The organism is Lentilitoribacter sp. JB5-8, from assembly GCF_055693385.1.
This window is the reverse complement of sequence record NZ_CM146332.1, coordinates 3744295-3766260: the sequence shown is the minus strand read 5'-3', so window position 1 is coordinate 3766260 and position 21966 is coordinate 3744295. Positions and strand designations below refer to the sequence as shown.

Here is a 21966-nt window from a genome sequence, read left to right as displayed (position 1 = left end):
TAATTATCGTTTTTGTACGGAAATCGTTGATATTCTTTCAAAATCTGCTTTTTCTTTTGACCTTCACTCATGCAGTGATTAAGACCCGCTATAGGTTGGAAAAATATAATGAGTACAATACTATTTTCATCGCCCGGTAATCCGGTCCCTGAAGATCACAAAGCGGGTTATTTTACCGGTTGTGATGGGCGTCAAATACGTTATGCGATATTCAGATCAACAGGTCAGAATGCAAAGGGTACAATTATTCTTTTGCATGGGCGAAATGAGTGTATTGAAAAGTATTTTGAAACGATCCGCAGTCTTACAGAGGCTGGTTTCTGGGTGGCGACATTTGATTGGCGGGGTCAGGGTGGATCTGAGCGTATTCTGCGAAATACCAAACGAGGGTTCGTAAGATTTTTCCGACATTTTGAGGACGATTTAAAAATTTTCTTAGAACAGGTGGTCTTGCCGGATACACGCTATCCATTTTACGCGATTGCCCATTCCATGGGTGGTTTAATTTTATTGTCAGCGGCTCCAAATATTGCCAATCGTATTGATCGAATAGTTGTCCTTGCACCTTTTATCGGAACATATCTAACCGGGTTGAAGTTATTTGTGACCAAGTTTTTACTTGGTTTTCTCAATGCGTTTGGGTTTGGCTCATTTCCCATCATACGGCGTCGCCAATCAGCAGAAGCACGTTTGAATATTCTCACATCTGATGAAAAACGCTTTGTTCGCAATGACAAGATATTTGAAACCTATCCTGAATTTGAAACAGGTGTTCCTTCAATCAGATGGTTGCACTTAATGTTTAAAGCCATGAAGCGGGTTAATAAACAAGAGCATCTTGAACGCATAACGATCCCAACGATCATCATGGGTGGCAGTCACGATGGTATTGTTCCGTTTGAGGCGTTTGAAGACATCAGCACGAAGTTTCGTGCTGGGCAGCTAATTCCATTTGATGGTGCTCGGCACGAACTTATGACTGAAATTGATATTTATCGCGAACCAACACTTGCAGCTACGATTGCGTTTTTTACCAAGCCTGAAGACGATTAACGTGTAAGCGTTAAGCCAATACCAATTGATGTATCATCAACATCTTCCGCGCTGCCAAAACGGTCGGTTCGGCTAAAGCTTAAATCGCTGTTCATGCTGAGATAGCGGTTGATTGCCCAGTCAAATGCAAGGCTTGCACCATAGATGCTCTCATTCGGGATTGCGGTTGATCCACGGAAGTCCCTGACCGAATAATCAAAGCCGACAGTCGCATTCAGACGATTGGTGATTTCCTGGCTAACATCGAATGTGCTTGCATATAAGATGGAGCCGCTTTGTCCAGCAGTTGTTGAAGGTTCAACGCTTGTTGAAAGCCCAATAATAGCTGTTGTGCCGCGCCGCGGTGACCAATTCAGCTCAGCATCAAATGTGACAGCATCGATGTCAGCAAGGCTTGCGTCCTTAAAGCGGTTTGTAAGATAGCCTATTGACGCTTCGCCGGAGAGTTTATCACCTAAATCTGCGATGACACCTGTGCGTAATCCATAGCTTGAAAACTCTCTGTTTGTGCCAGTGCCGTCGACATTTTGGTCATAATTAGTTTTGCCAATCTCACCTTCAATAAATGGCATGAGCACCGGATTACCAGCATATTGCAGCCGCAAAGCTAGACCCATATTAAGACGATCACGATCATCGCCAGATACAACGATATTGCCGGGTAATGTTGCATCGCCATTTAAGACGCGCGTTAGACTGCCGGTTACCGAACCTCTTAAAATTCCAATTTCTTTGGTCAGCCCTAGCGAAGATGAGAATGTATGTATATCTGCCTGACTTGTTGCATTGGAAACAGCATTAGGATCATTTCGGCTTTCTTTAGAAAAGTTGTAGCTGCTTATCAAATTTGCGGACAGCAAATCATTGATATTAAACTCAAAGTCACTTGAGAGATTGACTGATGGGTCTTCATCAATTGTGCCGCGAATGTTTTTTTGAATAATAGCCGATCCGGTTATATTTAAAGAATGGCGCGACCAATCGGATTCTAACGTTGCACCTAAATTGGTTTGGTTATACGTCCGTGTTGATTTTCCAGTTGCTGTTTTCTCACTCTCATAAATGATTTGGTTTTGCAGCGTTGGCCTTAAGGTCAATGTACCCAAGCGGATGCCCGGCGCTGCGCCATCATCAGCATTGGTTAGATTACGCGTGCCATCAATTGATCCGGTTGCTAAATTTTGTTGTGAACGATCAATATCCGTCAATTGGTTGACGGCTGAGGCGCTGGTATCTGAAATTATTGCATCGGTCTCCGCACCCAATTCTGTGGGCAAGCTTTGCGCATAAGCCGATGTTGAGGCGAAAAGAGTGCAAACAAAAACAAACAATCCACCCTTAACTGAAGTTATGGGTTGGTAGATGTTTGTTTGTGTTTTTGTCTTGGCTTTACCAATATGCATATCTAGCCGAACTTTCGCGCGTCGGAATTATTAGCAATTAGTAAATCTTTATGGTTAACGTTTCGTTTATAAACGTGAGATCTTTTGGCCTGGTAAAGCCTAGTTAGGCTTGCTTTACGGTCAATCGGTTTGAGCTTGCAGAAACGATTTCAATCGTATCGCCAGCGCTGAGCTCGGGTCCTTCGATAACCCACAAAGTATCATCTAATTTGATACGCCCACGACCATTTTCAATTGGCTCTTCTAATGTCGCTTTACGACCAATGAGACGCTGGGTGCGTTGGTTTAAAAGCGGTTCATCGCTTTCCTGATTGCGATCAGCGACGTATTTTTTGCCGATATACGAGGATGCTACTGCCAGTATTGCAAAGATTGTGAGTTGCACCTGCCATGGCCAAATGCCCGTTTCCCAAAGTGCAAATGACAAAAGCCCGACAATCATTGCGGCTATGCCAATCCATAACAGGAAAATGCCTGGAATTATAATTTCAAGACCAAGAAGGATAAGGCCTACAACCCACCAGATCCATGGGCCAAGCTCCGTGACGATTGTATTGATCATGCGCTTGGACCTGAGCGCGGTGTTGTGCGCACTGAGCGCGATGGTTTGCTGGTTGTGCTGTCGTCATCGCCCCCGCCAAAAACTTCCTTCGCAATTGAGCCAATACCACCTAATGAGCCAATTAAAGATGAAGCTTCCATCGGCATGAGCACAATCTTTGAGTTTTTCGCAGAGCCAATATTTGTAAGCGCTTCGGTGTATTTTTGTGCCACGAAATAGTTAATTGCTTGCATGTTACCTTCTGAAATCGCGGTCGATACCATTGTGGTTGCCTTCGCTTCAGCTTCCGCTAGCCGCTCGCGCGCTTCCGCATCACGGAAAGCTGCATCACGGCGACCTTCAGCTTGCAAAACCGCTGCCTGCTTTTCACCTTCCGCACGAAGAATTTGAGAGTTTCGGGTACCTTCAGCTTCCAAGATTTCTGCACGCTTTTCCCGCTCTGCTTTCATCTGGCGCCCCATGGATTCAATCAGATCACGCGGTGGCGCAATGTCTTTAATCTCAACTCGGGTGATTTTAATGCCCCAAGGCGCCGCGGCTTCATCAACCACCTTCAACAAACGTTCGTTGATCGCATCGCGGTTTGACAAAAGATCATCTAGATCCATAGAACCCATGACCGAACGAATATTTGTCATCGCCAAGTTTACCAACGCATTTTCTAAATTATTAACCTGATAAGCTGCTTCCGCTGCGTTTAAAACTTGGTAAAACGCAACCGCATCCGCCGCGACAGACGCATTGTCTCGGGTGATGACTTCCTGGGTTGGAATATCAAGCACTTGCTCCATCATGTTCATTTTTGCGCCAATACGGTCAACAAATGGAACGATAAGACGAAGGCCAGGCATTAAGGTTGTTGTATATCTGCCAAAACGTTCGACGGTATAGGAAAAACCTTGTGGTACGGTTTTAACACTGGAGGCCAAAAATATGATCGCCACAAAAACGATCACGATAACGGTAATATCCAAACCTTCGATCAACACGATGACAACTCCCCAAAAAATTGAATTCTCTTTTAAGATAGGAGTATAACATCAGTATTTCAAGCGTTTGGATCAGATGATCAACGTGTATTTTGCTCCAGTAGCGGAGGCTAAAGCCAACCGCCAAGTTCGCGCATTACGACAGATTTGATAACATCCATACCTTCATCGCTGTCATTCAAACATGGGATGTGACTAAAGTTTTCGCCACCATGCTCGTGGAAAATTTCTTGCGCTTCCTCCCCCATTTCTTCAAGGGTTTCTAGACAATCAGAAACAAATCCGGGATTGAAAACAGCTATGTTTTTAGTGCCTGATTTGGCTAGTTCTTCGACTGTAACATCGGTATATGGTTGCAGCCATTCTTCAGGGCCAAAGCGCGACTGGAAGGTTGTCATTAATCGACCCTCTTCCCAGCCTAATCTGTCGTTTAACAAGCGTGATGTCTTATAACAATGACAGTGATATGGATCACCTTTTTTGAAGTATGACTGTGGTATGCCGTGATATGATGCAATGACCTTTTCAGGTTCAAAATCTAGGCTTGCAAGATGTTTTTCGATCGATGTTGCAAGTGCTTCAATGTAAACAGGATCGTCATGATAGGCAGGAACTGTGCGGATCGCAGGCTGCCAACGCATATCAAGCAAAGTCTTAAAGGTTTTATCATTAACTGTTGCAGTCGTTGCAGCAGCATATTGAGGGTAAAGCGGGAAGATAACAATCCGGTCACAACCAGCGTTTTTCAAACCTAGCAATTTATCCGGAATAGATGGTTGGCCATACCGCATGGCCCAATCAACCATAATATGCTCGTGTGAAGCCATCATTTCAGCCAGTTTGTCGGATTGGCTTCTTGTGTATGTGCGGAGATAGCTCTCATCCAAATCGTTGTTCCAGATTGACTTATAAGCCTCGCCAACTTTTTGGGGGCGCTTGTTCAAGACAATTCCAAACAGAATTGGATACCAAAGGGCTTTTGGCCATTCAATCACGCGCGCGTCTGTTAAAAATTCTTTCAGGTAGCGTCGCATTGATGTGTAATCGGTTCCGTCTGGCGTTCCCAAATTGACGAGCAAAACGCCAACTTTTCCGATTTTTACTGGAGGGTGTTCTTGAGGTAGTTTCATGGGAACTGGTGAAAATTTCATAACTAGGCAACCGTTTGTTTAATGCATTTGATCTATATACGCGCTAAATTACAAATTGGTCCAAAAAAACTGAATTATTACCTGCGGCAAATTATATAAGTGCCAAAACAAAAAAGGCCCCATGCAATGCAAAGGGCCTTCTTAAAACGAGTTTTTGAATTGCTAAAAATTATTTAGCTGAAATACGCCCGTCAGTGAACGGTTTGTATGGCTGGTTTTCTGCCAAGTATTCTGCCACAACATCAGCCAAATCAGGACCGTAGTCATAGGCATTCATGCCGCCAGTGTTGAAGATTTTGTATCCATCGCCACCACTGCGCATATAGTTATTTGACACAACGCCATATGTTGCAGAGGTGTCAATTGCAGATGCATTTCCATCAGCGTCAACAACCATGACATCGCTGATACGTTCGCCAGCAGGTTTTGAACCATCAAATGTATATTTCAATCCGGCGACTTGCGGGAAACGACCTTTGACTTCTTCAACCTGGCTAACACCATTTTCCAATGCAGCAACAACATCAGCACCTTTTAGTTCAAATGTTGAAAGCGTGTTTTGGAAAGGCAATACAGTTAGCACTTCACCCATTGTAATCTCGCCCGCATCAATTGACGCACGCAGACCACCGCCATTTTGGATGGCGATCGAAACACCCTGATCACGCACGCGATCAAGCATCGCTTCGGCAACCAAGTTACCCATCTGGCACTCTTGTGTGCGGCAGAAGCTGCGATCACCTTCAATAGCTGCATCAGCGCTGGCGACAACGCGGTTTTTCATTTCATCGATTGGACCTGCAAGCTCTGAAACACGAGCAACAATTGCTTCGTCTTCTGCCACTGAAGCATCAAGAAGAATTGTATCACCGGTGGCTGATTTTACATTGCCTTCATCATCGAAATCTACTTTCAGATGTCCAACATATTTTGAATAAGCATAGGCCTGCACTACAGGAACATCACCAACCATTGTTGGGTAAGCCATGGCACCTTCAACAGTGTTTGACATAAGGGTATGTGAGTGGCCGCCAACAACAACATCGATACCTTCAACCGCTTCAGCGATTTCAAGGTCTTTTGCCAGTCCAACGTGATTAAGTGCGATAATGATATCTACACCTTCGCCTTCCAGTGCCGCAACGTCAGCTTTCAGGCTTTCAATCTCATCTGTAAAGATGACCGCATCTGACGGTGAGGATGTTTCAACAGTATCAGCCGCTAGCGCTGAAATAATGCCGATCTTTTTGCCACCTACTTCCAGAACAACGTGATTTTCCACTTTGCCTTTCAAGATGTTTGACTGGCTTACATCAATGTTGCCAGAAATGATTGGGAATGAGACAGCATCAGCAAGTTTTGCGAGCCCTTCATCACCATCATCAAATTCGTGATTACCGACCGCCATGACGTCAAAGCCGACTTTTTCTGCAAGCTCTGCTTCCACATCACCTTTATAAGTGGTGTACATCAATGAGCCCTGATACTGGTCTCCGGCGTCCAGAACGATTGTGTTTTCGTCTGCCAATTCGCCACGCAATTTATCAATCATGGTTTTAACGCGTGCATAACCGCCAAAGCATTTGCCTTCAGCATTATCTTCCGAACCACAGGTAGAATCATATTTGTTAATGGGCTCTACACGGCTGTGTAGATCGTTGATATGTAGAATATTTAGGGAAAAATCAGCTTGCGCTACGACCGTTGAAAGCGCCAGTGTTGCAGCACTGAGCCAGAGTTTTGTTTTGATTTTATGCATGTATGCACTCCCAGTATAAGTGAAATATAACCCGCAATATTGTTGTATTGTCTCGGGTGTTGTAACGGCGATCTACCATCAAATGATGACAATCACTTAACAACAATCGTTCCACTATAGCTGCAAAAGTGCAAGCCTAAAACGTGCATAATCATCAAGAAATATGCACGCTGCTTATTTATTAATTTTAAGAACGTCGTGTGAGTGTGAACTGTGAACCAGAGCTAGATGTGCAGTTCATACGCGTTGACGTCGCCAAAGCACAATTCACTTGTGACACGGTGCGTCTTACGAGTGAACGCAGTTCAATCTCAGCTAAAGTCGAAGAGACTTGTGTATAGCTGCCAACAGCGAGAAGAGTATTTGTACCGTCAGTTGTTTTGGTTTGAAACTGACCATTGTTGAAGGTTGAGGAAATGCCATTTTGGTCAACCCACTCACCTTCAAAGCCAGACACGGGTGCAGATGCAGGGACAAATGGTTGTGTTTGGCAAGCCGCCAATCCAAGAGAAAGAGCACCAATAAGCCAGATTTTTTGAATATGCATCATGTTTTACCCCTATTAACATTTACCTTTTTGCGCCGAACACATGGCGAAAACAAGGCAAAATACCCATTATCCTAGGTGTTTGTCCAGTTCTTCCAATTCGTTTATGAGGCCTTCAATCATGGAAAGCCCCTTATCCCAGAAGTCAGATTGTGTCGCATCAAGCCCAAATGGCGCCAATAATTCGCTGTGATGTTTGGTGCCACCAGCCTTTAACATTTCAAAATATCGCGCCTGAAAATCATTATCTGCATTTTGGTAAACTGCATAAAGGGAGTTCACCAAGCAATCGCCAAATGCATAGGCGTAAACATAAAAAGGCGAATGGATGAAATGAGGGATATATGTCCAAAAGGTTTTATAGCCTTCATCCAGTTTAATGGCTGGTCCCAAACTCTCTGCTTGAACTGACATCCATAAATCACCTATCTGATCGCTGGTTAGCTCACCTTGACGCCGGGCTGTGTGCAATTTGCGCTCAAAGTCATAAAAAGCGATCTGACGAACAACTGTATTGATCATATCTTCGACTTTTTGCGCCAAAATAGCTTTGCGCTCGCGCGCATCGTCAGTTTTGTTTAAAATTGCGCGGAAAGTTAGCATTTCCCCAAATACGGACGCAGTTTCTGCAAGAGTTAAGGGTGTTGAGGCCATTAATGCCCCCTGACTGCCGGCAAGTACTTGGTGCACGCCATGGCCCAGTTCATGAGCTAATGTCATGACATCTCGCGCTTTACCCATGTAATTAATCAGCACATACGGGTGCGCTGATGGAACTGTTGGATGGGCAAATGCCCCAGGTGCCTTACCTTCACGATTGGCTGCATCAATCCAGCCTTTGTCAAAAAAGTCTCTTGCTGTGTTCGCCATTTCAGGCGCAAAATCATTATAGGCTGAGAGGACAATCTCTTTGGCATCTTCCCAAGATACAAGTGATTTAGATGTTTCAGGAAGCGGTGCATTGCGATCCCAATAATTGAGCTCTTCAACGCCAAGCCATTTAGCTTTTAGTTTGTAATAGCGATGTGAAAGCCGCGGATATGCCTCTTTAACCGAGGTCATTAACGCATCGACAACTTCAAGCTCTACGCGGTTCGCAAGATGGCGACTGTCGGCAATATCTTCAAAACCACGCCAGCGATCTGATATTTCTTTGTCTTTTGCGAGTGTATTTGTGATCAGTGTAAAGACGCGCAAATTATTAGAAAAAGTTTCAACAAGTGCTTTGGCCGCCTTTTCACGGATAGCAGGATCAGCCTCCTGCAAAAGGTTTAGCGTTGCTTCTAGCGGCAATTCTTCCCCATCTAGAACAAAACGCAGATCTGCCATTGTTTCATCAAACAATCTGTTCCATGCACCATGCCCAGTGATTGATTTTTCATGGAAAAGCTGCTCGACATTTTCTTCCAGCTGATGTGGCTTGTCTTTTCTTAAATCCAAAATCCAGGATTGATAATGCGCTGTAAGCTGATCATTGTTGATCCCATGTGCGATGTCTTTTTCATCAATACGGTTGAGCTCGAGCGTGAAGAAAATGAGGTGAGCGCTGGCATCGGTAATGTGCGCCTGCATGTCGCCGTAAAATTTGGCATTTTGAACATCGAGTGTATTTGAGAAATAAAGCAAGCCGGCAAAGGACGCCATGCGGCCCATTACCTCTTCAATTTGCTCATATTCACGTATCGCAGCGCCTAAACCATCATCACCAGTTTTGTGAGTGGCATCCTGTAGTTTGCCCTTCCAGCGTACCTCAAATTTTTCCGAAGCAGACTTGCTCCAATCGCGATCTTTTTCGAACGCAGCAGAATCTTTACTTTCATACAGATCATTGAGATCCCAGCTGGGTAAATCTCCAAGCTCGGCGTGCTGAGTGGCTGAATTGTTTGACCAAAGCATTTGATTTTGATGAGGAGATAGAGGCAATTTAATCGTCCGATTTCGCATGTCGCATAAGTTAGCTACGACTTTAATCAATTGCGGTGCAATTTGGAAAGTCATTTTTCAAGTTTTTGGTGCAATGATGTTTATGGGGACGTATCGAGACCATCAATTATGAGGCCGTTATGTCAAAAAAGGTATTAGTTATCAGCTCCGACGTCGATAGTTACGAGATCGCACGACGTATGGCAAAGGTCACTCATTTTGAGTTTGTTTTTGTCAATTCTCTTGAGCAATTGCAAGTTCAACTTAGTTGGTCAAAGAGTAATTTCATTGCGGTTCACTTTGATGTCGCAACTCAGCCATTAGACATCGACAGCACAGCGAATTTGCTTGTTTCCTACGCAAGCCACATGCCGGTTATGCTCTATTCAATGGCGCAAACCGATAGATATAAATGTTTAAGCCAACTTGCTAATATCAGCTATCAGGTTGTTGAACAAAGAGCGGTTAATGAACTTGCTAAGTCCCTAAATAGATTAGATCTTTATGCTGGTTTCATGGGAGCTGAACATGATATATTGGAATGGGTGGATGTGCGCGATGGCAATGATGAACTGGTGTTTCAATCTGCCATCAAAGCCTCGAAAAACGATTTACCTGTTCTCATTGAAGGTGGCGTTGGTACCCCAAAAGCAGAGATGGCCGTTGCCACTCACAAATTGAGTAATCGCTATCGACATACCTTAAAAATTGTTGATGCGGAGCTTTATACAGCACAAGAATTGATCGATGTTATTTTTGGTAATGACACATCAAAGGGCTTGCTTGCTGAGGCAGATCGCGGAACGTTATTTATCAATAACCTCAACAATTTTACGACTGACATTCAGAATAAAATCTCTGATTTTTTAGACAATGGATTGGTCTATTCTTCAACCGAGAAAGCTAAAATCAAACGCGATGTAAGGTTGATAATCTCGACGGATTTAGATCTCATTAGTGAGATTAAAACTGGCACGTTTCAGGAAGCATTTTACTATCGCATTAGTGTTTCGCCGATCATAATGAATAAATTTAATACAATTGCAGAGGATATGTCTGTTTGGATTGGTGAATATGTAAAGACACTCAAACCGAAATTCCATCATCCAGATGTTGAAATTGATTATGATACGCTCAAAGTTCTTGGTGAATTTGATTGGCCAGGTAACCACACGCAGTTTTTCCAAGTCCTCGCATGGATTATCAGTCAATCAAAAGACCGTCTTATTTCATCAAATGCCTTGCCGCATTTCTTAAATCCAAGCGAAATTAGCACCTCGACCGGAAAGCCTGAGCACAGTCTTGAACCTGATATGGCTGACCTTTTGTCTCACACAGTTGATGAAGAAACCATTGTAAATAGCCCACATCGCGTTGAACCTTCGCAATATCTAAATTTGTTCGACAAGTATGGTGATATGCGTTCAATTGGTGAGGTGGAAGAAGAGCTTATCAGACGGGCGATCGCTTTTTACGACGGTAAAATGAGCTTTGTTGCCAAGCAACTCGGCATTGGTCGTTCTACGTTGTACCGCAAACTAAAAGAGTATGACATTGATCCCGAACGCCCCTTGGAATTAGTGAGCTAAATCATTATATATTTTGTGATGGTAGGGTTTGGTTGAGTTTAAGTCTGGAAAACGCGTCGCAGGTGTTTCCTTAAGGACTTTTTAGCAATTCATTTACTATAATGACAACAAGTGGCAGATAAGCTAAAAATTGCCATGGTGTTACCTCATTTTGTAAATAGAAATCAGCTCAACAGCATAGCATAGACGAGGGCGAGTTTGCTAATTAAGCTATCACATATGGATCTGCAGCAGGATTGCGCGCGTCTTATGGGGAAAATTGCGTTTGCGATCGCGCTTTTTGCCATGGCATTTACGCTCAATATTGCTATGCCATTTGTGGGCGCTGACAAAGCCTCTGCTCAAACAAAATCTTTAAAGATATATTACACCCATACCAAAGAACGCGAGAAAATCGTGTTCAAAAAAATGGACGCTATGACAAGGCTGGATTGAGAAAACTCAATCGACTGCTTCGAGATTGGCGAAATAACAAAGTTATCGCTTTTGATCCGAAATTATTTGATCTGGTGTGGGAAGTGTATCGTCGCTCCGGTGCGAAAAACTATATACATGTGGTGTCGTCTTATCGTTCTCCTGAATCGAACGAGTTGCTCAGACGTACACGTGGTGGTCAAGCGAAGAACAGCCAACACCTTTATGGAAAGGCAATGGATTTTTATATCCCTGGTGTAAAATCCAGTAAGTTGCGCGCTATCGCAATGAAGTTACAAGGTGGTGGTGTTGGTTATTATCCAAGATCATCTTCTCCATATGTGCATTTGGATGTTGCCGGTGTTCGAGCATGGCCACGAATGAGCCGCAGAGAATTGGTAAAATTATTCCCAGACGGGAAAACACTTCACTTACCTTCCGATGGTAAACCGCTGCCTGGCTACAATGTTGCTTTGCGCGAATATAAGCGCCGTGGTGGTGGCATTGATACAAAGAGCTCACCAGTTACGAAGGAAAAGACAGCGCCAGCTCGCACAGTTGTTGCAAAAGCGGAAACGAATACCAATAATAACGCCAATGCGTCAGGGGGACTATTAGGTAATCTGTTTGGACGCAGAAACAACGATAAGCCAAAACCTGCGCCTACACCTACGCAGCAAATTGCATCAGCAGCGCCGGTTGCTGCGCAAGCGCCAGAGCCTACATTTGCAGAAAATCTGGCCAGATTGCCGCGTGAGAATATCCCTATTCCAACCTTGTTGGTGACAGCTCCGGAACCGGAAACTTTCGAAGTTGATGTTAAGCCAGAAATTACTGCTCAAGAAGAGCGTGTTCAAATTGCTTCTCTCATTCCTCAGCCGCAAGAACGGCCTGAAAATAGCGTCGTGAGCGAAGTGCAACCGCTTGCTTACGATCAAACTGACACTAAGCCTACATTGCCGACGTTAACTGCAATTATTGCTGCAGCCGTTGAGACAGATCGTAAACGGAAGGAAAATGGTGAGATACCAACACCGGTTGTTGCTTCTATTACTGCTCCTGAAGAAAAACGCATTGATTTTGCGTCTCTTGAAACACCGGAATTGCGCGCGCATAACCGGATAGATCGTACAGACTTGGGTGCAAGTGTTTCGCAGGCGCTTGAGGATTCCCGCAAAAGTGGGCGTCCCAACTTGCGCGATGCGATTGCGGCTAAATATAAAGCAAATCCATCCACACCGACTTTTGAACAGATCACAATATCAAAGCGTGTGTTCTCTCAGGATAGCATTTTAAATATGCAACCACCTGCCAAAGCACCGCGTTTTGTAAATCGCTTTATGCGAAAAGCACCTGCGGTGGTTTATGCGAATGGATTTTCCAAAGATAATACTACCCAGCAAGGTCAGACGACATTTACCGGTAATGCCGTCAACTTTTTACCTGTTGTGAGATATGAGGGCTAAGAAAAGCCATTATCTTTAAAACTGACGAACTGGTCCTAGATGCTATTCGTCGTCTTGTCTATTGTCTTGCGGAAGCATGCCTAATGCAGCAAGATATGTATCCAGAACAGCTTCTTGTTCCATTCTTTCATTTTGATCAAGTTTGCGAATTGAAACCACTTTACGCAAAACTTTGGTGTCATAGCCCATTGCTTTTGCTTCGCCGTAAACGTCTTTAATGTCGTCTGCGATTGTTTTCTTTTCTTCTTCCAGGCGCTCAATGCGCTCGATGAAAGCTCGTAATTGATTGCTGGCTACACCGCCGACTACATCATCTGACATGGGTCATCCTCTTTCCAGCGCGATTTGCAACATGGTTGCTGGAACCGCGAATACTTATTTTAATTTGTGCAATACCTGACCGCCATTCTTCAATTGGTCAAGCAAATATGGCTCGCTTAGGCATCTTTTGGTTTGTTTTCCTCAAAAGACTGCTGTTGATCGGGTGTGGCCTCAGTTTGATATTTGGATTTCCATTCTGAGTATGGCATGCCATAGATAATTTCTCTTGCGGCTTCTTTATCAATATCAAGGCCCTTTAAATCAGCTTCTTCTTTGTACCATTTTGAAAGGCAGTTTCTGCAGAAACCTGATAAATTCATCAAATCTATGTTTTGTACGTCGGTTCTGTTTTGCAAGTGGCTGACTAGCCGACGAAAGGCTGCCGCTTCTAATTGGACACGTTGTTCATTATTCATGGGCCAAATTCCTTCATCGCCTTATTGCCGTAATACTTTACAAATAATGATTCGTAATGTTGAAATCGATAGCTGACAGAAAATTTATCTGCGATGGATGAAAATAAGCTATACAAATAGTACAGGGCCATTTTTGTGAAAGGATTATCCTATTTTGACGTCTAGTAGTACAAAATATAATCGTTTTAAGCATGAAACGTTGACTTTGCAGGCTATGCAGCGCAAAAGGACACCCAAGGTTTTCAATCAACTAAAATCGAGTTCATTCGTGCGTATTGTGTCATCGTTAGCTCATGGTTTGTCTTCATTCAGCAGACCGCTATCCCCTGTCATAAAACTTTCACTGCTGACCTTCATTGTATTATCTAACCCAATATGGAGTGATGAAGCGCGTGCTGATTTCAGAGTCTGTAATGGCACACAATCACTTGTCGGGGTCGCAATTGGATATAGAACAGCTGAAGGATGGGTTTCTGAAGGTTGGTGGCAAGTCCAGCCAACATCGTGTGAAACGCTGATTAAAGGAAAGATTGAATCCAGATTTTATTATGTCTACGCCGAAGATGCCGCCGGTGGCGGTCGATGGGGCGGAGACATTAATATGTGTGTGTCGGATACAGAGTTCAAAATAGTCGGTGTTGAAGATTGTTTTGCACGTGGGTTCCAACGCATGGGTTTTAAGGAATATGACACTGGTCGTCAGGGGAGTTGGATGGTTCAGCTCACCGATGGTCAGGAACAACAGGGAACGCCAACGCAATGAGAAGAAAACGTAAGGTCAAAATTTTAGCAACTCTTGGCCCAGCTTCATCGGATGAAACAACAATTCAAAAGCTTTACGAAGCGGGTGCTGATGTATTTAGAATTAATATGAGCCATTCAAGCCATGAAGTTCTGAATGACCTCGTACAAAAAATTCGAAATGTTGAAAAAGTTTGCAAGCGCCCGATTGGTATTTTAGCCGATATTCAAGGCCCGAAACTGCGTGTTGGTATGTTTGAAGGAAATGAAGCTGCACTTGAAATTGGTCAGACGTTTACTCTAGATGGCGATGAAACATTGGGCGATAAAACTCGTGTTTATCTTCCGCATCCTGAAATTTTAGCTTCTGTTAAAGTTGGTGATCGACTGCTCATTGATGATGGTCGTCTGCAGCTTAAAGCCACAAAATGTGATGGAAAGTCGATTGTCACTGAAGTGATTAATGGCACTAAGATCTCAAACAAAAAAGGTGTGAGCCTTCCTGATACTGATCTTGCGGTGAGCGCGTTGACGCCGAAAGATCGTTCAGATCTTGATGCTGTTATTGCAAATGGTTCGGTTGACTGGATTGCGCTTTCATTTATTCAGCGCCCGGAAGATTTGATTGAAGTTCGCGAGATTGTTGGCGATCGCGCAGCGCTTATGTCAAAAATCGAAAAACCTCAAGCGCTTGAGAAAATTGACGAAATTATTGAATTGTCTGATGCGATCATGGTTGCTCGTGGTGACTTGGGTGTTGAGATGCCAATTGAATCCGTACCTGGTATTCAAAAGCAGCTGACACGTGCATGCCGCAGAGCTGGTAAACCCGTTGTTGTGGCCACACAGATGCTTGAATCTATGATCACAGCACCTGTTCCGACACGTGCTGAAGTATCCGATGTTGCAACAGCTGTGTTTGAAGGCGCCGATGCTGTGATGCTGTCCGCTGAATCAGCGGCGGGCCAGTTCCCGATTGAAGCTGTTGGCACTATGGCTTCCATTGCACGTAGTGTTGAGCTTGATCCGACATATACAGGTATTGCGCATGCACAACGTGCAGAACCCGATCCAACCATTGCCGATGCAATTTCACTTGCTGCGCGTCAAACAGCGGAGACTTTGGATCTGCCAGTGATTGTTTGTTACACCGCATCTGGTGCAACTGGTATTCGTGCATCGCGTGAACGTCCAAATGTTCCGATCATTGCGCTGTCTCCTGTGCTAGACACTGCGAGAAAGCTTTCAATTGTTTGGGGACTGCATAGCGTGATTACAGGCGATGCGACTGATCTTGATGATATGGTGGATCGCGCTTGTAAGATTGCTGCGGAAGAAGAATTTGCCAAAACTGGTGATCGCATCATTATCACAGCTGGTGTTCCGCTTGGAACCACAGGTGCAACGAACATGTTGCGTATCGCTCACATCGGTGATGTGCGCTAAATACTAATTTCAGTTTTTTGAGAAACAAGTTGGCGGGAAAGCTTTTGATCAAGCTCTTCCGCCATTTTTATGAGATCTATTGAGGTGTCACCCTGCAGCTTTTCAATGGCTGCAATGGTTAGTTTTGTTGCGATATGGTCGGGTTTATGACCAAGATTTTCTAAATCGAGAAGTTCAGAGCCTTTAATATGCTGGTGTAAACCATCGGAATGAATATAGGGAAAAACGACCGTATCTCTGTTGCCGGAAATGATAATAGTTGGTGCCGATATCTGTTTATATTTAGGCCAGGTTTTGCAAAGATAATCGAAGAGACTAACGATATCTTTGGCATTATCTCGAAACGTATTGGGTCTTAAAACGAGCTCTGGTCCTGTTTTTAAGATATAATTGTCTGGCATTTTATTCGGCCAGAACACACATTTTGAACCACTTTCAATGCGTTGCAGACCTGCAATTAGGGCAAGCGTATTTGCAAATATCCAACCGATAAATGGCAGACTAGTGAGCGTGTAATACCATCTAACGCCCCCGGGCCAGGGGTAAGCCACGGGCGATAAAAACAAAAGTGAGTGAACTTTTGATGGATGATAAACGGCAAAACTTGCAAGCACGGCTCCACCAAATGAATGCCCCACCATGGTTGCTGTTTCCATTCCCAAGTGCTCCATGAGCTTTGCGATGATAGCTGCTTGCTTGTTAGGGTATTTGTTGTCTTCTTCACCCCGTTCTGACCACCCATGACCGGGTCTGTCGATAAATAAAACATCTGCGTTGAAATCTATTTTGTCCTCAAAAGGGGCTATCTGATCCAGTAAATTTCCACTGGCGCCGTGAATAAACACAATCGGTGGATTGTTGTTTTCTCGCTTTGCTTTGATGAATTTGGCGTGAATTTTTACGCCATCAATATCGTAGAACTCACCAATTGGCGGATATATCTTGCCGATTTGGATTGATTTAAACTGCGTATAGGAAAACAAAATGATGAAGAGGGCAAGTAGCCCCAATACACACAATAACAATATGTCCAATTATAAATTCCGAGATCAGATTTCGCTTTTTCAAGCTTTTGCATGAGTTTAATCATGCTCGCCTGAGCATTTCTGTTCGCAGGATAGATTGATAATACGCGTTCGTAAACTTCTAATGCTTTGTCATCTTCGCCGATGGCTGACAGAATTGTCGCCATGCCAACAAGCGCTCCAAAATGTCGTGGTTCGAGTGCCAAAGTTTGCTCAATATCAGCCATGGATTTAACGTAGTTGCGCATCACATAATGAAGTGTTGCTCGGCGGTTCCAACCTTCCGCATAGTCAGGAAGTAAAACAATAACCTGGTCAAGTAGTTCCATTGCATCGGAATTTCGTCCATCACGCATGGCCTGCTGTGCCCAAACCATCAGCGCATTAGCTGTGGCGCTGCCTGAACTGGCCCATCTGATTGTGATCCGGGATGCTAAACGTTTTGCTTTGCCGAAATTTGGTTCGCGTTTAAGTTCGCCAAATAATTCATCCAGCTTTTCCGCACGTGCAAGACTGAGCTTTTTCTGCTTGGTTGCTGATGATGTTGTTGCTTTGGGTATTGATGACGTAGTTACCGGATCTGCCACTTCAGACTTGGCCGTCCCGGCTATGGTCAGCGACGCAACAAAAATCAGAGTATGAATCAAATTAAAATGGCGCATAATAGGTGTCATGGTTACCTAGTTTGCGCCAAACGTCAAACCCTAATAAACACGGATAACTATTCGTTAACCATGTTTAGGAAATATTTAACAAAATGTGAATGACAAATCGCTGTCGTTCTTAGCTGCTAATTAGCCTTGGCGAGCTTTAAAACGTGGGTTTGATTTGTTGATGATGTAGACACGACCTTTACGACGAACCAAACGGTTTTCGCGGTGACGGTTTTTAAGTGACTTAAGAGAATTTTTAATTTTCATCTTTTTTTCCACGCCACTTGAAGGCGTTGCTCCTAAATAATCAAAGCGCGCCAGACGAGGCGCGCCATTTGTTGGGCAGGAGGTAACTTTTTCGAACGTATTTGTCAACATCAAAGCCAGCAAGTGTTCAAAATTTTTATAACCGTCCCGTAATATTTATGACTTTAAAAAAGTGACATGGCCCATTTTTCGACCCGGCCGCGCCTCAAGTTTTCCGTAAAGATGCACTTTGGCACTATCATCGGATGCATGTTTTTCCAGATCGTTCACGTCATCACCAATTAAGTTCAGCATTACGCAATCGCTATGACGTTCTGCTGTTGATAGAGGAAGCCCAACAATTGCGCGAATATGTTGCTCGAACTGAGAGGTAACACAAGCGGCCTCTGTCCAGTGACCAGAATTATGAACACGCGGCGCGATCTCGTTGACGCAGATGTTAAAGTCATCGCTGTTTGCATTTTCAACAAAGAACTCAACTGCAAATACACCAATATAATTGAGGTGTTCAGCAATTTTTTGAGCATATTCAATTGCAGTTTTCACAACATTACCATGGACGTTTGCTGGTATAGTTGAGGTGTGCAGGATATGATTTTTATGAACGTTTTCTGCTATATCAAATGCTTGAAATGATCCATCAATGCCACGTGCTGCAATGACAGAGACTTCGCAATCAAAGTTCACAAAAGCTTCTAGGATCGCATCCTGACCAGCCATGGCATCAAACGCTGCTTGAAGGTCTGCATCTGTATCAATTTTAACCTGACCCTTGCCGTCATAACCCAAGCGTCTGGTTTTTAAGATTGCTGGTAATCCGGTTTGCGCAACACCATCTTGCAAATCCTCAAGCGAATTGACAGCATAAAACCCAGCGGTTTTTGCACCAATACCCTGGGCCATTTGTTTTTCTAAAAGGCGATCCTGTGAGATTTTCAACGCCTGCGCACCTGGATAAACTGGAACGACTTTTTCTAATGCTTCAATCGCAGCGCTTGGCACGTTTTCAAATTCGTAAGTAACGACATCACATTGATCTGCGAGGCTCTCAAGGGCAATTTCATCATCATAGGCGGCAATAATCTGATCATTGGCAACTTGTGCAGCTGGCGCATTGGGATCAGGTTCCAATATCACGGTTTGATAGCCCAGTTGAGCGGCCGCCATGGCAAGCATCCGGCCCAGCTGACCGCCGCCGATAATGCCTATTGTCGAGTTAGGAGCAAGTGCAGTCATTCTTATGCGTCGTCCGTTGGTTTTTCTGCAATAGATGCTGAATTTGCAGCACGCCATGCATCAAGGTTTTTGGCAATTTTTTCATCGCTTAAAGCAATGACAGCCGCCGCCATTAGTCCTGCATTCTTTGCACCAGCTTTACCGATTGCTAATGTACCAACGGGTATGCCACCTGGCATTTGCACAATTGATAACAAGCTATCTTGACCCGATAATGCTTTGCTTTCCACAGGCACGCCAAATACTGGTAGTGGCGTTAATGAAGCGACCATGCCCGGAAGGTGTGCGGCGCCTCCTGCGCCTGCGATAATAACTTTGAAGCCTTCCTCGCGAGCCGATTTTGCAAAATCATACATGCGATCAGGGGTTCTATGGGCTGAGACAATGCGCGCATCATAGTCAAGCTTTAATGCATCAAGTATGTCGGCTGCATGTTTCATAGTTGGCCAATCAGATTGGCTCCCCATGATAATGGCAATGGGGGCAGATTTAGTGTTGGTCAATGTATTGGTCCTGTTTAGGCGATGATATCTGGGATAATTTGGTCTTCGAGATTGCTAATTTTGTCTTTTATTGCGAGTTTTTTCTTCTTCATACGCTGAATTGAAAGAGCGTCAGAACCGGTTTCAATCATCGCTGTGATGGCAATATCATAGTCTGCATGCTCGTGTTTGAGTTTAGCCATTTGCATTTTTAACTCAACTTGGTCTTGGTCGGCCATTTAAACACCCATATGTCCCAATTTTGAATAGACGTATTTTTTGAACAATATAATTTAATAATAAATTATTATCGATAAGAAATTCCCTTCGACAATTGCGCTGACACATGGCACACTTCTTAGGCCAAATCTAGTTTCTCTTTATTTCGGCTAAAGTCAGACTTTTAATCAAGGAGAAAAATATGTCATTTGAAACACATCTTGCATCACTTGAGGCCAAACATTCTGCTTTGGAAAATGAGCTAGCTGCACAGCTAAGCCGACCTCAGCCGCAGGAAGAACTCGTCATTGATTTAAAGCGCAAAAAACTCAAAATTAAAGACAAAATGGAGATGCTTCGAACGAATAATTAGTCGTTTAACCCTTTGTTTTTAATTTAATTAAGCTGGCTCGGCCCAGAACTGGTCGAGCCAAATATTCAGCTTATTAAACCCGTCATGGCTGATTGAATAAAATCGGCGGGTTCCCTTATTTTTTACTTCAACTAAGCCACTATCAAGTAGTGCTTTTAAATGTTGAGAAACTGCTGGTCTGCTGATCGGCAATCCTTTTGCCAACTCATTCACAGTTTGTGGTCCTCTTAAAAGCTCTTCAAGAAGGTATCTGCGATTCGCATCAGCTATTGCGGAAAATGGATCTATCTTTTGCATATCAACAAGCTAATTTAATTTATTGTGCGATGCAAGAGGATTGTGCGTCGCAATAATTACTAATTATGGGACTATCCAACCAATCCGTCATAAATCAGTTTTACACCCGTTATGAACATGAGCGCATACATGAATGGGAAGAAAATATTGGCTGACATGCGTTTAATTACCCATGCACCGCATAAGGTTGCAACAACGGCTATTGGCATGAGCACAAATGAAGAGTGCAGATTTGTCGTATCAAATTGCCCGAGAGCGAAATAAGGAACCAGCTTGATTACATTTACAATGAAAAAGAATCTAACGCTGGTGCCGGTATAGATGCGTGGTGTTTGCCCCAATGGTAGTGTGTAAACTTGATAAGGTGGCCCACCGGCATGGGAGACAAAGCTTGTATATCCTGCAACTGCACCCCAAAATTTCCCTGCTAATGGGCTTGCTGGTTTTGGGCTTGGTTGTTTTTTTCGATTAGCGAATTTGACCACCAAAAAATACACAACGAACATCACGGAAATAAAGCCGACAATCAGGCGAACTAAGTTTTCGTCGATATAGGCTGCGGTTAAGCCGCCAATTGCAATACCCACAATTGCACCGGGCAGCATGAGCTTTAATAGTTTTAGATCAAAGTCCTTGCGCCAAGACCAAAGAGAAAAAATATCCATGATAATAAGGATCGGCAACAAAATCGCAGCTGCTTGAACGGGTGGCATAGCTATGGCCATGATGGGCACTCCTAACATGCCCATAACGCCGCCAAGACCACCTTTGGAAAGCCCGGTTAATACCACAGCAATGATCGCTGTTGTTAAAACTAATGGGTCACTCGTGAGGAACATCCTTGAACTCCTTGGTCCTAAGGTTTATCGGGTAGAGGAAAACAAAGATTGCTTCAATGGCTAATGCGCTATTGATTGAACATATAAACAACTCAACAGAATGTAACTGAAATGACTTTGACACCAAATCGCTGCAGACTTGTCCTCATCACACCAGATTTAGATGTCATCTCAGATTTAAAAGAATGCGTTGAGAACGCGTTGCGCGGAGGCGATGTTGCCTCTGTTATCATTCCTCAACGAAATTTGGATGAGCAAACTTTTCAATCTGTTGCAGAGAGCCTGGTGCCTATTATTCAAAATGCGGATGCTGCAGCGCTGATTGCAGGTGATACACGCGTTATGGGACGTTCAAAAGCGGATGGTGTTCATGTGTTGGGAAATGCGGAGGATGTCTATAATGCAGTTCACGATTTTACACCGCAAAAAATTGTCGGGGGCGGGAACGCTAAAGATCGTCATGCGGCTTTATCTATCGGTGATACACAACCGGACTATCTGTTCTTTGGAAAAATTGACGGTGATATTAAGCCAGAAGCGCATCCAAAAAATTTAGCACTTGGACAATGGTGGGCAGAGTTTGTTGAAATTCCATGTATTGTTGCCGGGGGAAGTCATATCGACTGCGTTGCGCAAGTTGCGGAAACTGGATGTGATTTTATTGCACTTGGAAAGGCTGTTTTTGCCAAGCCCGATGAGGCTGCGTTAAAGGTATCTGAGATAAATGCTATTCTTGACGAAAAAGCGCCACGATTTGAAGATTAAATAAAATCGTATCGCAACCACATACCTTAG

General features: G+C 43.9%; 25 protein-coding genes. 8 read left to right on the top strand and 17 right to left on the bottom strand.

What is annotated here, in order from left to right; translation table 11 throughout:
* Positions 1-108: 108 nt before the first annotated feature.
* Positions 109-1053: an alpha/beta fold hydrolase gene (locus tag ACZ1GZ_RS18230; protein ID WP_472666325.1), complete on the top strand. Its 945-nt coding sequence runs from the start codon at positions 109-111 to the stop codon at positions 1051-1053.
* On the opposite strand, the gene ACZ1GZ_RS18225 is transcribed toward ACZ1GZ_RS18230, so the two are convergent.
* The 7 genes from ACZ1GZ_RS18225 to ACZ1GZ_RS18195 all read right to left on the bottom strand — a co-directional run bounded on the left by ACZ1GZ_RS18225 (position 1050) and on the right by ACZ1GZ_RS18195 (position 9360).
* Positions 1050-2456 carry an outer membrane beta-barrel protein gene (locus ACZ1GZ_RS18225; RefSeq protein WP_472666324.1) on the bottom strand — a complete coding sequence of 469 codons (1407 nt, stop codon included), beginning with the start codon at positions 2454-2456 and terminating at the stop codon, positions 1050-1052. The two genes, ACZ1GZ_RS18230 and ACZ1GZ_RS18225, sit on opposite strands and share 4 nt — an antisense overlap.
* A gap of 103 nt (positions 2457-2559) precedes the next feature.
* Complete coding sequence (locus ACZ1GZ_RS18220; RefSeq protein ID WP_472666323.1) at positions 2560-3018, bottom strand: NfeD family protein; 459 nt, start codon at positions 3016-3018, stop codon at positions 2560-2562.
* Positions 3015-4001, bottom strand: coding sequence for an SPFH domain-containing protein (locus ACZ1GZ_RS18215; RefSeq protein WP_472668357.1), 987 nt, complete (start codon positions 3999-4001; stop codon positions 3015-3017). The genes ACZ1GZ_RS18220 and ACZ1GZ_RS18215 overlap by 4 nt, the downstream gene beginning before the upstream one ends.
* A 116-nt stretch (positions 4002-4117) precedes the next feature.
* Entirely contained in the window at positions 4118-5158 is a 1041-nt protein-coding gene (gene hemH / locus ACZ1GZ_RS18210) for a ferrochelatase (RefSeq protein WP_472666322.1), read from the bottom strand.
* A 169-nt stretch (positions 5159-5327) separates the two neighbouring features.
* Positions 5328-6917, bottom strand: coding sequence for a bifunctional metallophosphatase/5'-nucleotidase (locus ACZ1GZ_RS18205; protein WP_472666321.1), 1590 nt, complete (start codon positions 6915-6917; stop codon positions 5328-5330).
* Between the two features lie 187 nt (positions 6918-7104).
* On the bottom strand, positions 7105-7467 hold the full coding sequence (gene omp10 / locus ACZ1GZ_RS18200) for an outer membrane lipoprotein Omp10 (protein ID WP_472666320.1): 363 nt from the start codon (positions 7465-7467) through the stop codon (positions 7105-7107).
* 66 nt (positions 7468-7533) lie between these two features.
* Positions 7534-9360, bottom strand: a complete 1827-nt coding sequence (locus ACZ1GZ_RS18195; protein WP_472668356.1) for a M3 family oligoendopeptidase — start codon at positions 9358-9360, stop codon at positions 7534-7536.
* A gap of 167 nt (positions 9361-9527) precedes the next feature.
* On the opposite strand from ACZ1GZ_RS18195, the gene ACZ1GZ_RS18190 reads away from it, so the two are divergent.
* The 3 genes from ACZ1GZ_RS18190 to ACZ1GZ_RS18180 all read left to right on the top strand — a co-directional run bounded on the left by ACZ1GZ_RS18190 (position 9528) and on the right by ACZ1GZ_RS18180 (position 12856).
* Entirely contained in the window at positions 9528-10976 is a 1449-nt protein-coding gene (locus ACZ1GZ_RS18190; protein ID WP_472666319.1) for a sigma 54-interacting transcriptional regulator, read from the top strand.
* Between the two features lie 198 nt (positions 10977-11174).
* Positions 11175-11411, top strand: a complete 237-nt coding sequence (locus ACZ1GZ_RS18185; protein ID WP_472666318.1) for a hypothetical protein — start codon at positions 11175-11177, stop codon at positions 11409-11411.
* The gene (locus tag ACZ1GZ_RS18180) at positions 11408-12856 is read left to right on the top strand and encodes a peptidoglycan L,D-endopeptidase MepK (protein WP_472666317.1); all 1449 of its coding nucleotides are present in this window, start codon (positions 11408-11410) and stop codon (positions 12854-12856) included. Before ACZ1GZ_RS18185 ends, ACZ1GZ_RS18180 begins: the two co-directional genes overlap by 4 nt.
* A gap of 42 nt (positions 12857-12898) precedes the next feature.
* On the opposite strand, the gene ACZ1GZ_RS18175 is transcribed toward ACZ1GZ_RS18180, so the two are convergent.
* Both ACZ1GZ_RS18175 and ACZ1GZ_RS18170 read right to left on the bottom strand, forming a co-directional pair.
* Positions 12899-13177: a DUF2312 domain-containing protein gene (locus ACZ1GZ_RS18175; RefSeq protein ID WP_472666316.1), complete on the bottom strand. Its 279-nt coding sequence runs from the start codon at positions 13175-13177 to the stop codon at positions 12899-12901.
* Between the two features lie 116 nt (positions 13178-13293).
* Positions 13294-13593: a DUF1244 domain-containing protein gene (locus tag ACZ1GZ_RS18170; RefSeq protein WP_472666315.1), complete on the bottom strand. Its 300-nt coding sequence runs from the start codon at positions 13591-13593 to the stop codon at positions 13294-13296.
* Positions 13594-13924: 331 nt separating this feature from the next.
* On the opposite strand from ACZ1GZ_RS18170, the gene ACZ1GZ_RS18165 reads away from it, so the two are divergent.
* Positions 13925-14356 carry a DUF1036 domain-containing protein gene (locus ACZ1GZ_RS18165; protein ID WP_472668355.1) on the top strand — a complete coding sequence of 144 codons (432 nt, stop codon included), beginning with the start codon at positions 13925-13927 and terminating at the stop codon, positions 14354-14356.
* Positions 14353-15780: a pyruvate kinase gene (pyk, locus tag ACZ1GZ_RS18160; protein ID WP_472666314.1), complete on the top strand. Its 1428-nt coding sequence runs from the start codon at positions 14353-14355 to the stop codon at positions 15778-15780. The genes ACZ1GZ_RS18165 and pyk overlap by 4 nt, the downstream gene beginning before the upstream one ends.
* Here the strand turns inward: pyk and ACZ1GZ_RS18155 are convergent.
* The 6 genes from ACZ1GZ_RS18155 to ACZ1GZ_RS18130 all read right to left on the bottom strand — a co-directional run bounded on the left by ACZ1GZ_RS18155 (position 15777) and on the right by ACZ1GZ_RS18130 (position 19682).
* Complete coding sequence (locus ACZ1GZ_RS18155) at positions 15777-16763, bottom strand: alpha/beta fold hydrolase (protein ID WP_472668354.1); 987 nt, start codon at positions 16761-16763, stop codon at positions 15777-15779. The two genes, pyk and ACZ1GZ_RS18155, sit on opposite strands and share 4 nt — an antisense overlap.
* Positions 16679-17479 (bottom strand): tetratricopeptide repeat protein, encoded by an 801-nt coding sequence (locus ACZ1GZ_RS18150; protein WP_472666313.1) that lies wholly within the window; start codon positions 17477-17479, stop codon positions 16679-16681. Before ACZ1GZ_RS18150 ends, ACZ1GZ_RS18155 begins: the two co-directional genes overlap by 85 nt.
* Before the next feature lie 120 nt (positions 17480-17599).
* Positions 17600-17725, bottom strand: coding sequence for a type B 50S ribosomal protein L36 (gene ykgO, locus ACZ1GZ_RS18145; protein ID WP_472666312.1), 126 nt, complete (start codon positions 17723-17725; stop codon positions 17600-17602).
* A gap of 156 nt (positions 17726-17881) precedes the next feature.
* Positions 17882-18961 (bottom strand): 5-(carboxyamino)imidazole ribonucleotide synthase, encoded by a 1080-nt coding sequence (locus ACZ1GZ_RS18140; RefSeq protein ID WP_472666311.1) that lies wholly within the window; start codon positions 18959-18961, stop codon positions 17882-17884.
* Between the two features lie 2 nt (positions 18962-18963).
* A complete protein-coding gene (gene purE / locus ACZ1GZ_RS18135) occupies positions 18964-19428 on the bottom strand; it encodes a 5-(carboxyamino)imidazole ribonucleotide mutase (protein ID WP_472668353.1) in 465 nt (154 codons plus the stop codon).
* A 50-nt stretch (positions 19429-19478) separates the two neighbouring features.
* Entirely contained in the window at positions 19479-19682 is a 204-nt protein-coding gene (locus ACZ1GZ_RS18130; RefSeq protein WP_472666310.1) for a YdcH family protein, read from the bottom strand.
* A 182-nt stretch (positions 19683-19864) separates the two neighbouring features.
* On the opposite strand from ACZ1GZ_RS18130, the gene ACZ1GZ_RS18125 reads away from it, so the two are divergent.
* The gene (locus ACZ1GZ_RS18125; RefSeq protein WP_472666309.1) at positions 19865-20035 is read left to right on the top strand and encodes a DUF465 domain-containing protein; all 171 of its coding nucleotides are present in this window, start codon (positions 19865-19867) and stop codon (positions 20033-20035) included.
* A gap of 27 nt (positions 20036-20062) precedes the next feature.
* On the opposite strand, the gene ACZ1GZ_RS18120 is transcribed toward ACZ1GZ_RS18125, so the two are convergent.
* On the bottom strand, positions 20063-20332 hold the full coding sequence (locus ACZ1GZ_RS18120) for an ArsR/SmtB family transcription factor (RefSeq protein ID WP_472666308.1): 270 nt from the start codon (positions 20330-20332) through the stop codon (positions 20063-20065).
* A 71-nt stretch (positions 20333-20403) separates the two neighbouring features.
* Complete coding sequence (locus ACZ1GZ_RS18115; RefSeq protein WP_472666307.1) at positions 20404-21171, bottom strand: sulfite exporter TauE/SafE family protein; 768 nt, start codon at positions 21169-21171, stop codon at positions 20404-20406.
* 111 nt (positions 21172-21282) lie between these two features.
* Here ACZ1GZ_RS18115 and ACZ1GZ_RS18110 point away from each other — a divergent pair, with 111 nt between their 5' ends.
* Positions 21283-21936: a thiamine phosphate synthase gene (locus tag ACZ1GZ_RS18110; protein ID WP_472666306.1), complete on the top strand. Its 654-nt coding sequence runs from the start codon at positions 21283-21285 to the stop codon at positions 21934-21936.
* The last annotated feature ends 30 nt before the right edge of the window (positions 21937-21966 follow it).

Excerpts from the sequence above, each read along its gene's own strand:
- pyk (WP_472666314.1), top strand. The coding sequence starts at position 14,353 with ATGAGAAGAAAACGTAAGGTCAAAATTTTAGCAACTCTTGGCCCAGCT.
- ACZ1GZ_RS18220 (WP_472666323.1), bottom strand. The coding sequence starts at position 3,018 with ATGATCAATACAATCGTCACGGAGCTTGGCCCATGGATCTGGTGGGTT.
- hemH (WP_472666322.1), bottom strand. The coding sequence starts at position 5,158 with ATGAAATTTTCACCAGTTCCCATGAAACTACCTCAAGAACACCCTCCA.
- ACZ1GZ_RS18205 (WP_472666321.1), bottom strand. The coding sequence starts at position 6,917 with ATGCATAAAATCAAAACAAAACTCTGGCTCAGTGCTGCAACACTGGCG.
- ACZ1GZ_RS18170 (WP_472666315.1), bottom strand. The coding sequence starts at position 13,593 with ATGAATAATGAACAACGTGTCCAATTAGAAGCGGCAGCCTTTCGTCGG.
- ACZ1GZ_RS18195 (WP_472668356.1), bottom strand. The coding sequence starts at position 9,360 with ATGCTTTGGTCAAACAATTCAGCCACTCAGCACGCCGAGCTTGGAGAT.
- ACZ1GZ_RS18110 (WP_472666306.1), top strand. The coding sequence starts at position 21,283 with ATGACTTTGACACCAAATCGCTGCAGACTTGTCCTCATCACACCAGAT.
- ACZ1GZ_RS18140 (WP_472666311.1), bottom strand. The coding sequence starts at position 18,961 with ATGACTGCACTTGCTCCTAACTCGACAATAGGCATTATCGGCGGCGGT.
- ACZ1GZ_RS18175 (WP_472666316.1), bottom strand. The coding sequence starts at position 13,177 with ATGTCAGATGATGTAGTCGGCGGTGTAGCCAGCAATCAATTACGAGCT.
- ACZ1GZ_RS18125 (WP_472666309.1), top strand. The coding sequence starts at position 19,865 with ATGTCATTTGAAACACATCTTGCATCACTTGAGGCCAAACATTCTGCT.
- omp10 (WP_472666320.1), bottom strand. The coding sequence starts at position 7,467 with ATGATGCATATTCAAAAAATCTGGCTTATTGGTGCTCTTTCTCTTGGA.
- ACZ1GZ_RS18190 (WP_472666319.1), top strand. The coding sequence starts at position 9,528 with ATGTCAAAAAAGGTATTAGTTATCAGCTCCGACGTCGATAGTTACGAG.
- ACZ1GZ_RS18225 (WP_472666324.1), bottom strand. The coding sequence starts at position 2,456 with ATGCATATTGGTAAAGCCAAGACAAAAACACAAACAAACATCTACCAA.
- ACZ1GZ_RS18150 (WP_472666313.1), bottom strand. The coding sequence starts at position 17,479 with ATGACACCTATTATGCGCCATTTTAATTTGATTCATACTCTGATTTTT.
- ACZ1GZ_RS18230 (WP_472666325.1), top strand. The coding sequence starts at position 109 with ATGAGTACAATACTATTTTCATCGCCCGGTAATCCGGTCCCTGAAGAT.
- purE (WP_472668353.1), bottom strand. The coding sequence starts at position 19,428 with ATGGGGAGCCAATCTGATTGGCCAACTATGAAACATGCAGCCGACATA.
- ACZ1GZ_RS18115 (WP_472666307.1), bottom strand. The coding sequence starts at position 21,171 with ATGTTCCTCACGAGTGACCCATTAGTTTTAACAACAGCGATCATTGCT.
- ykgO (WP_472666312.1), bottom strand. The coding sequence starts at position 17,725 with ATGAAAATTAAAAATTCTCTTAAGTCACTTAAAAACCGTCACCGCGAA.
- ACZ1GZ_RS18130 (WP_472666310.1), bottom strand. The coding sequence starts at position 19,682 with ATGGCCGACCAAGACCAAGTTGAGTTAAAAATGCAAATGGCTAAACTC.
- ACZ1GZ_RS18120 (WP_472666308.1), bottom strand. The coding sequence starts at position 20,332 with ATGCAAAAGATAGATCCATTTTCCGCAATAGCTGATGCGAATCGCAGA.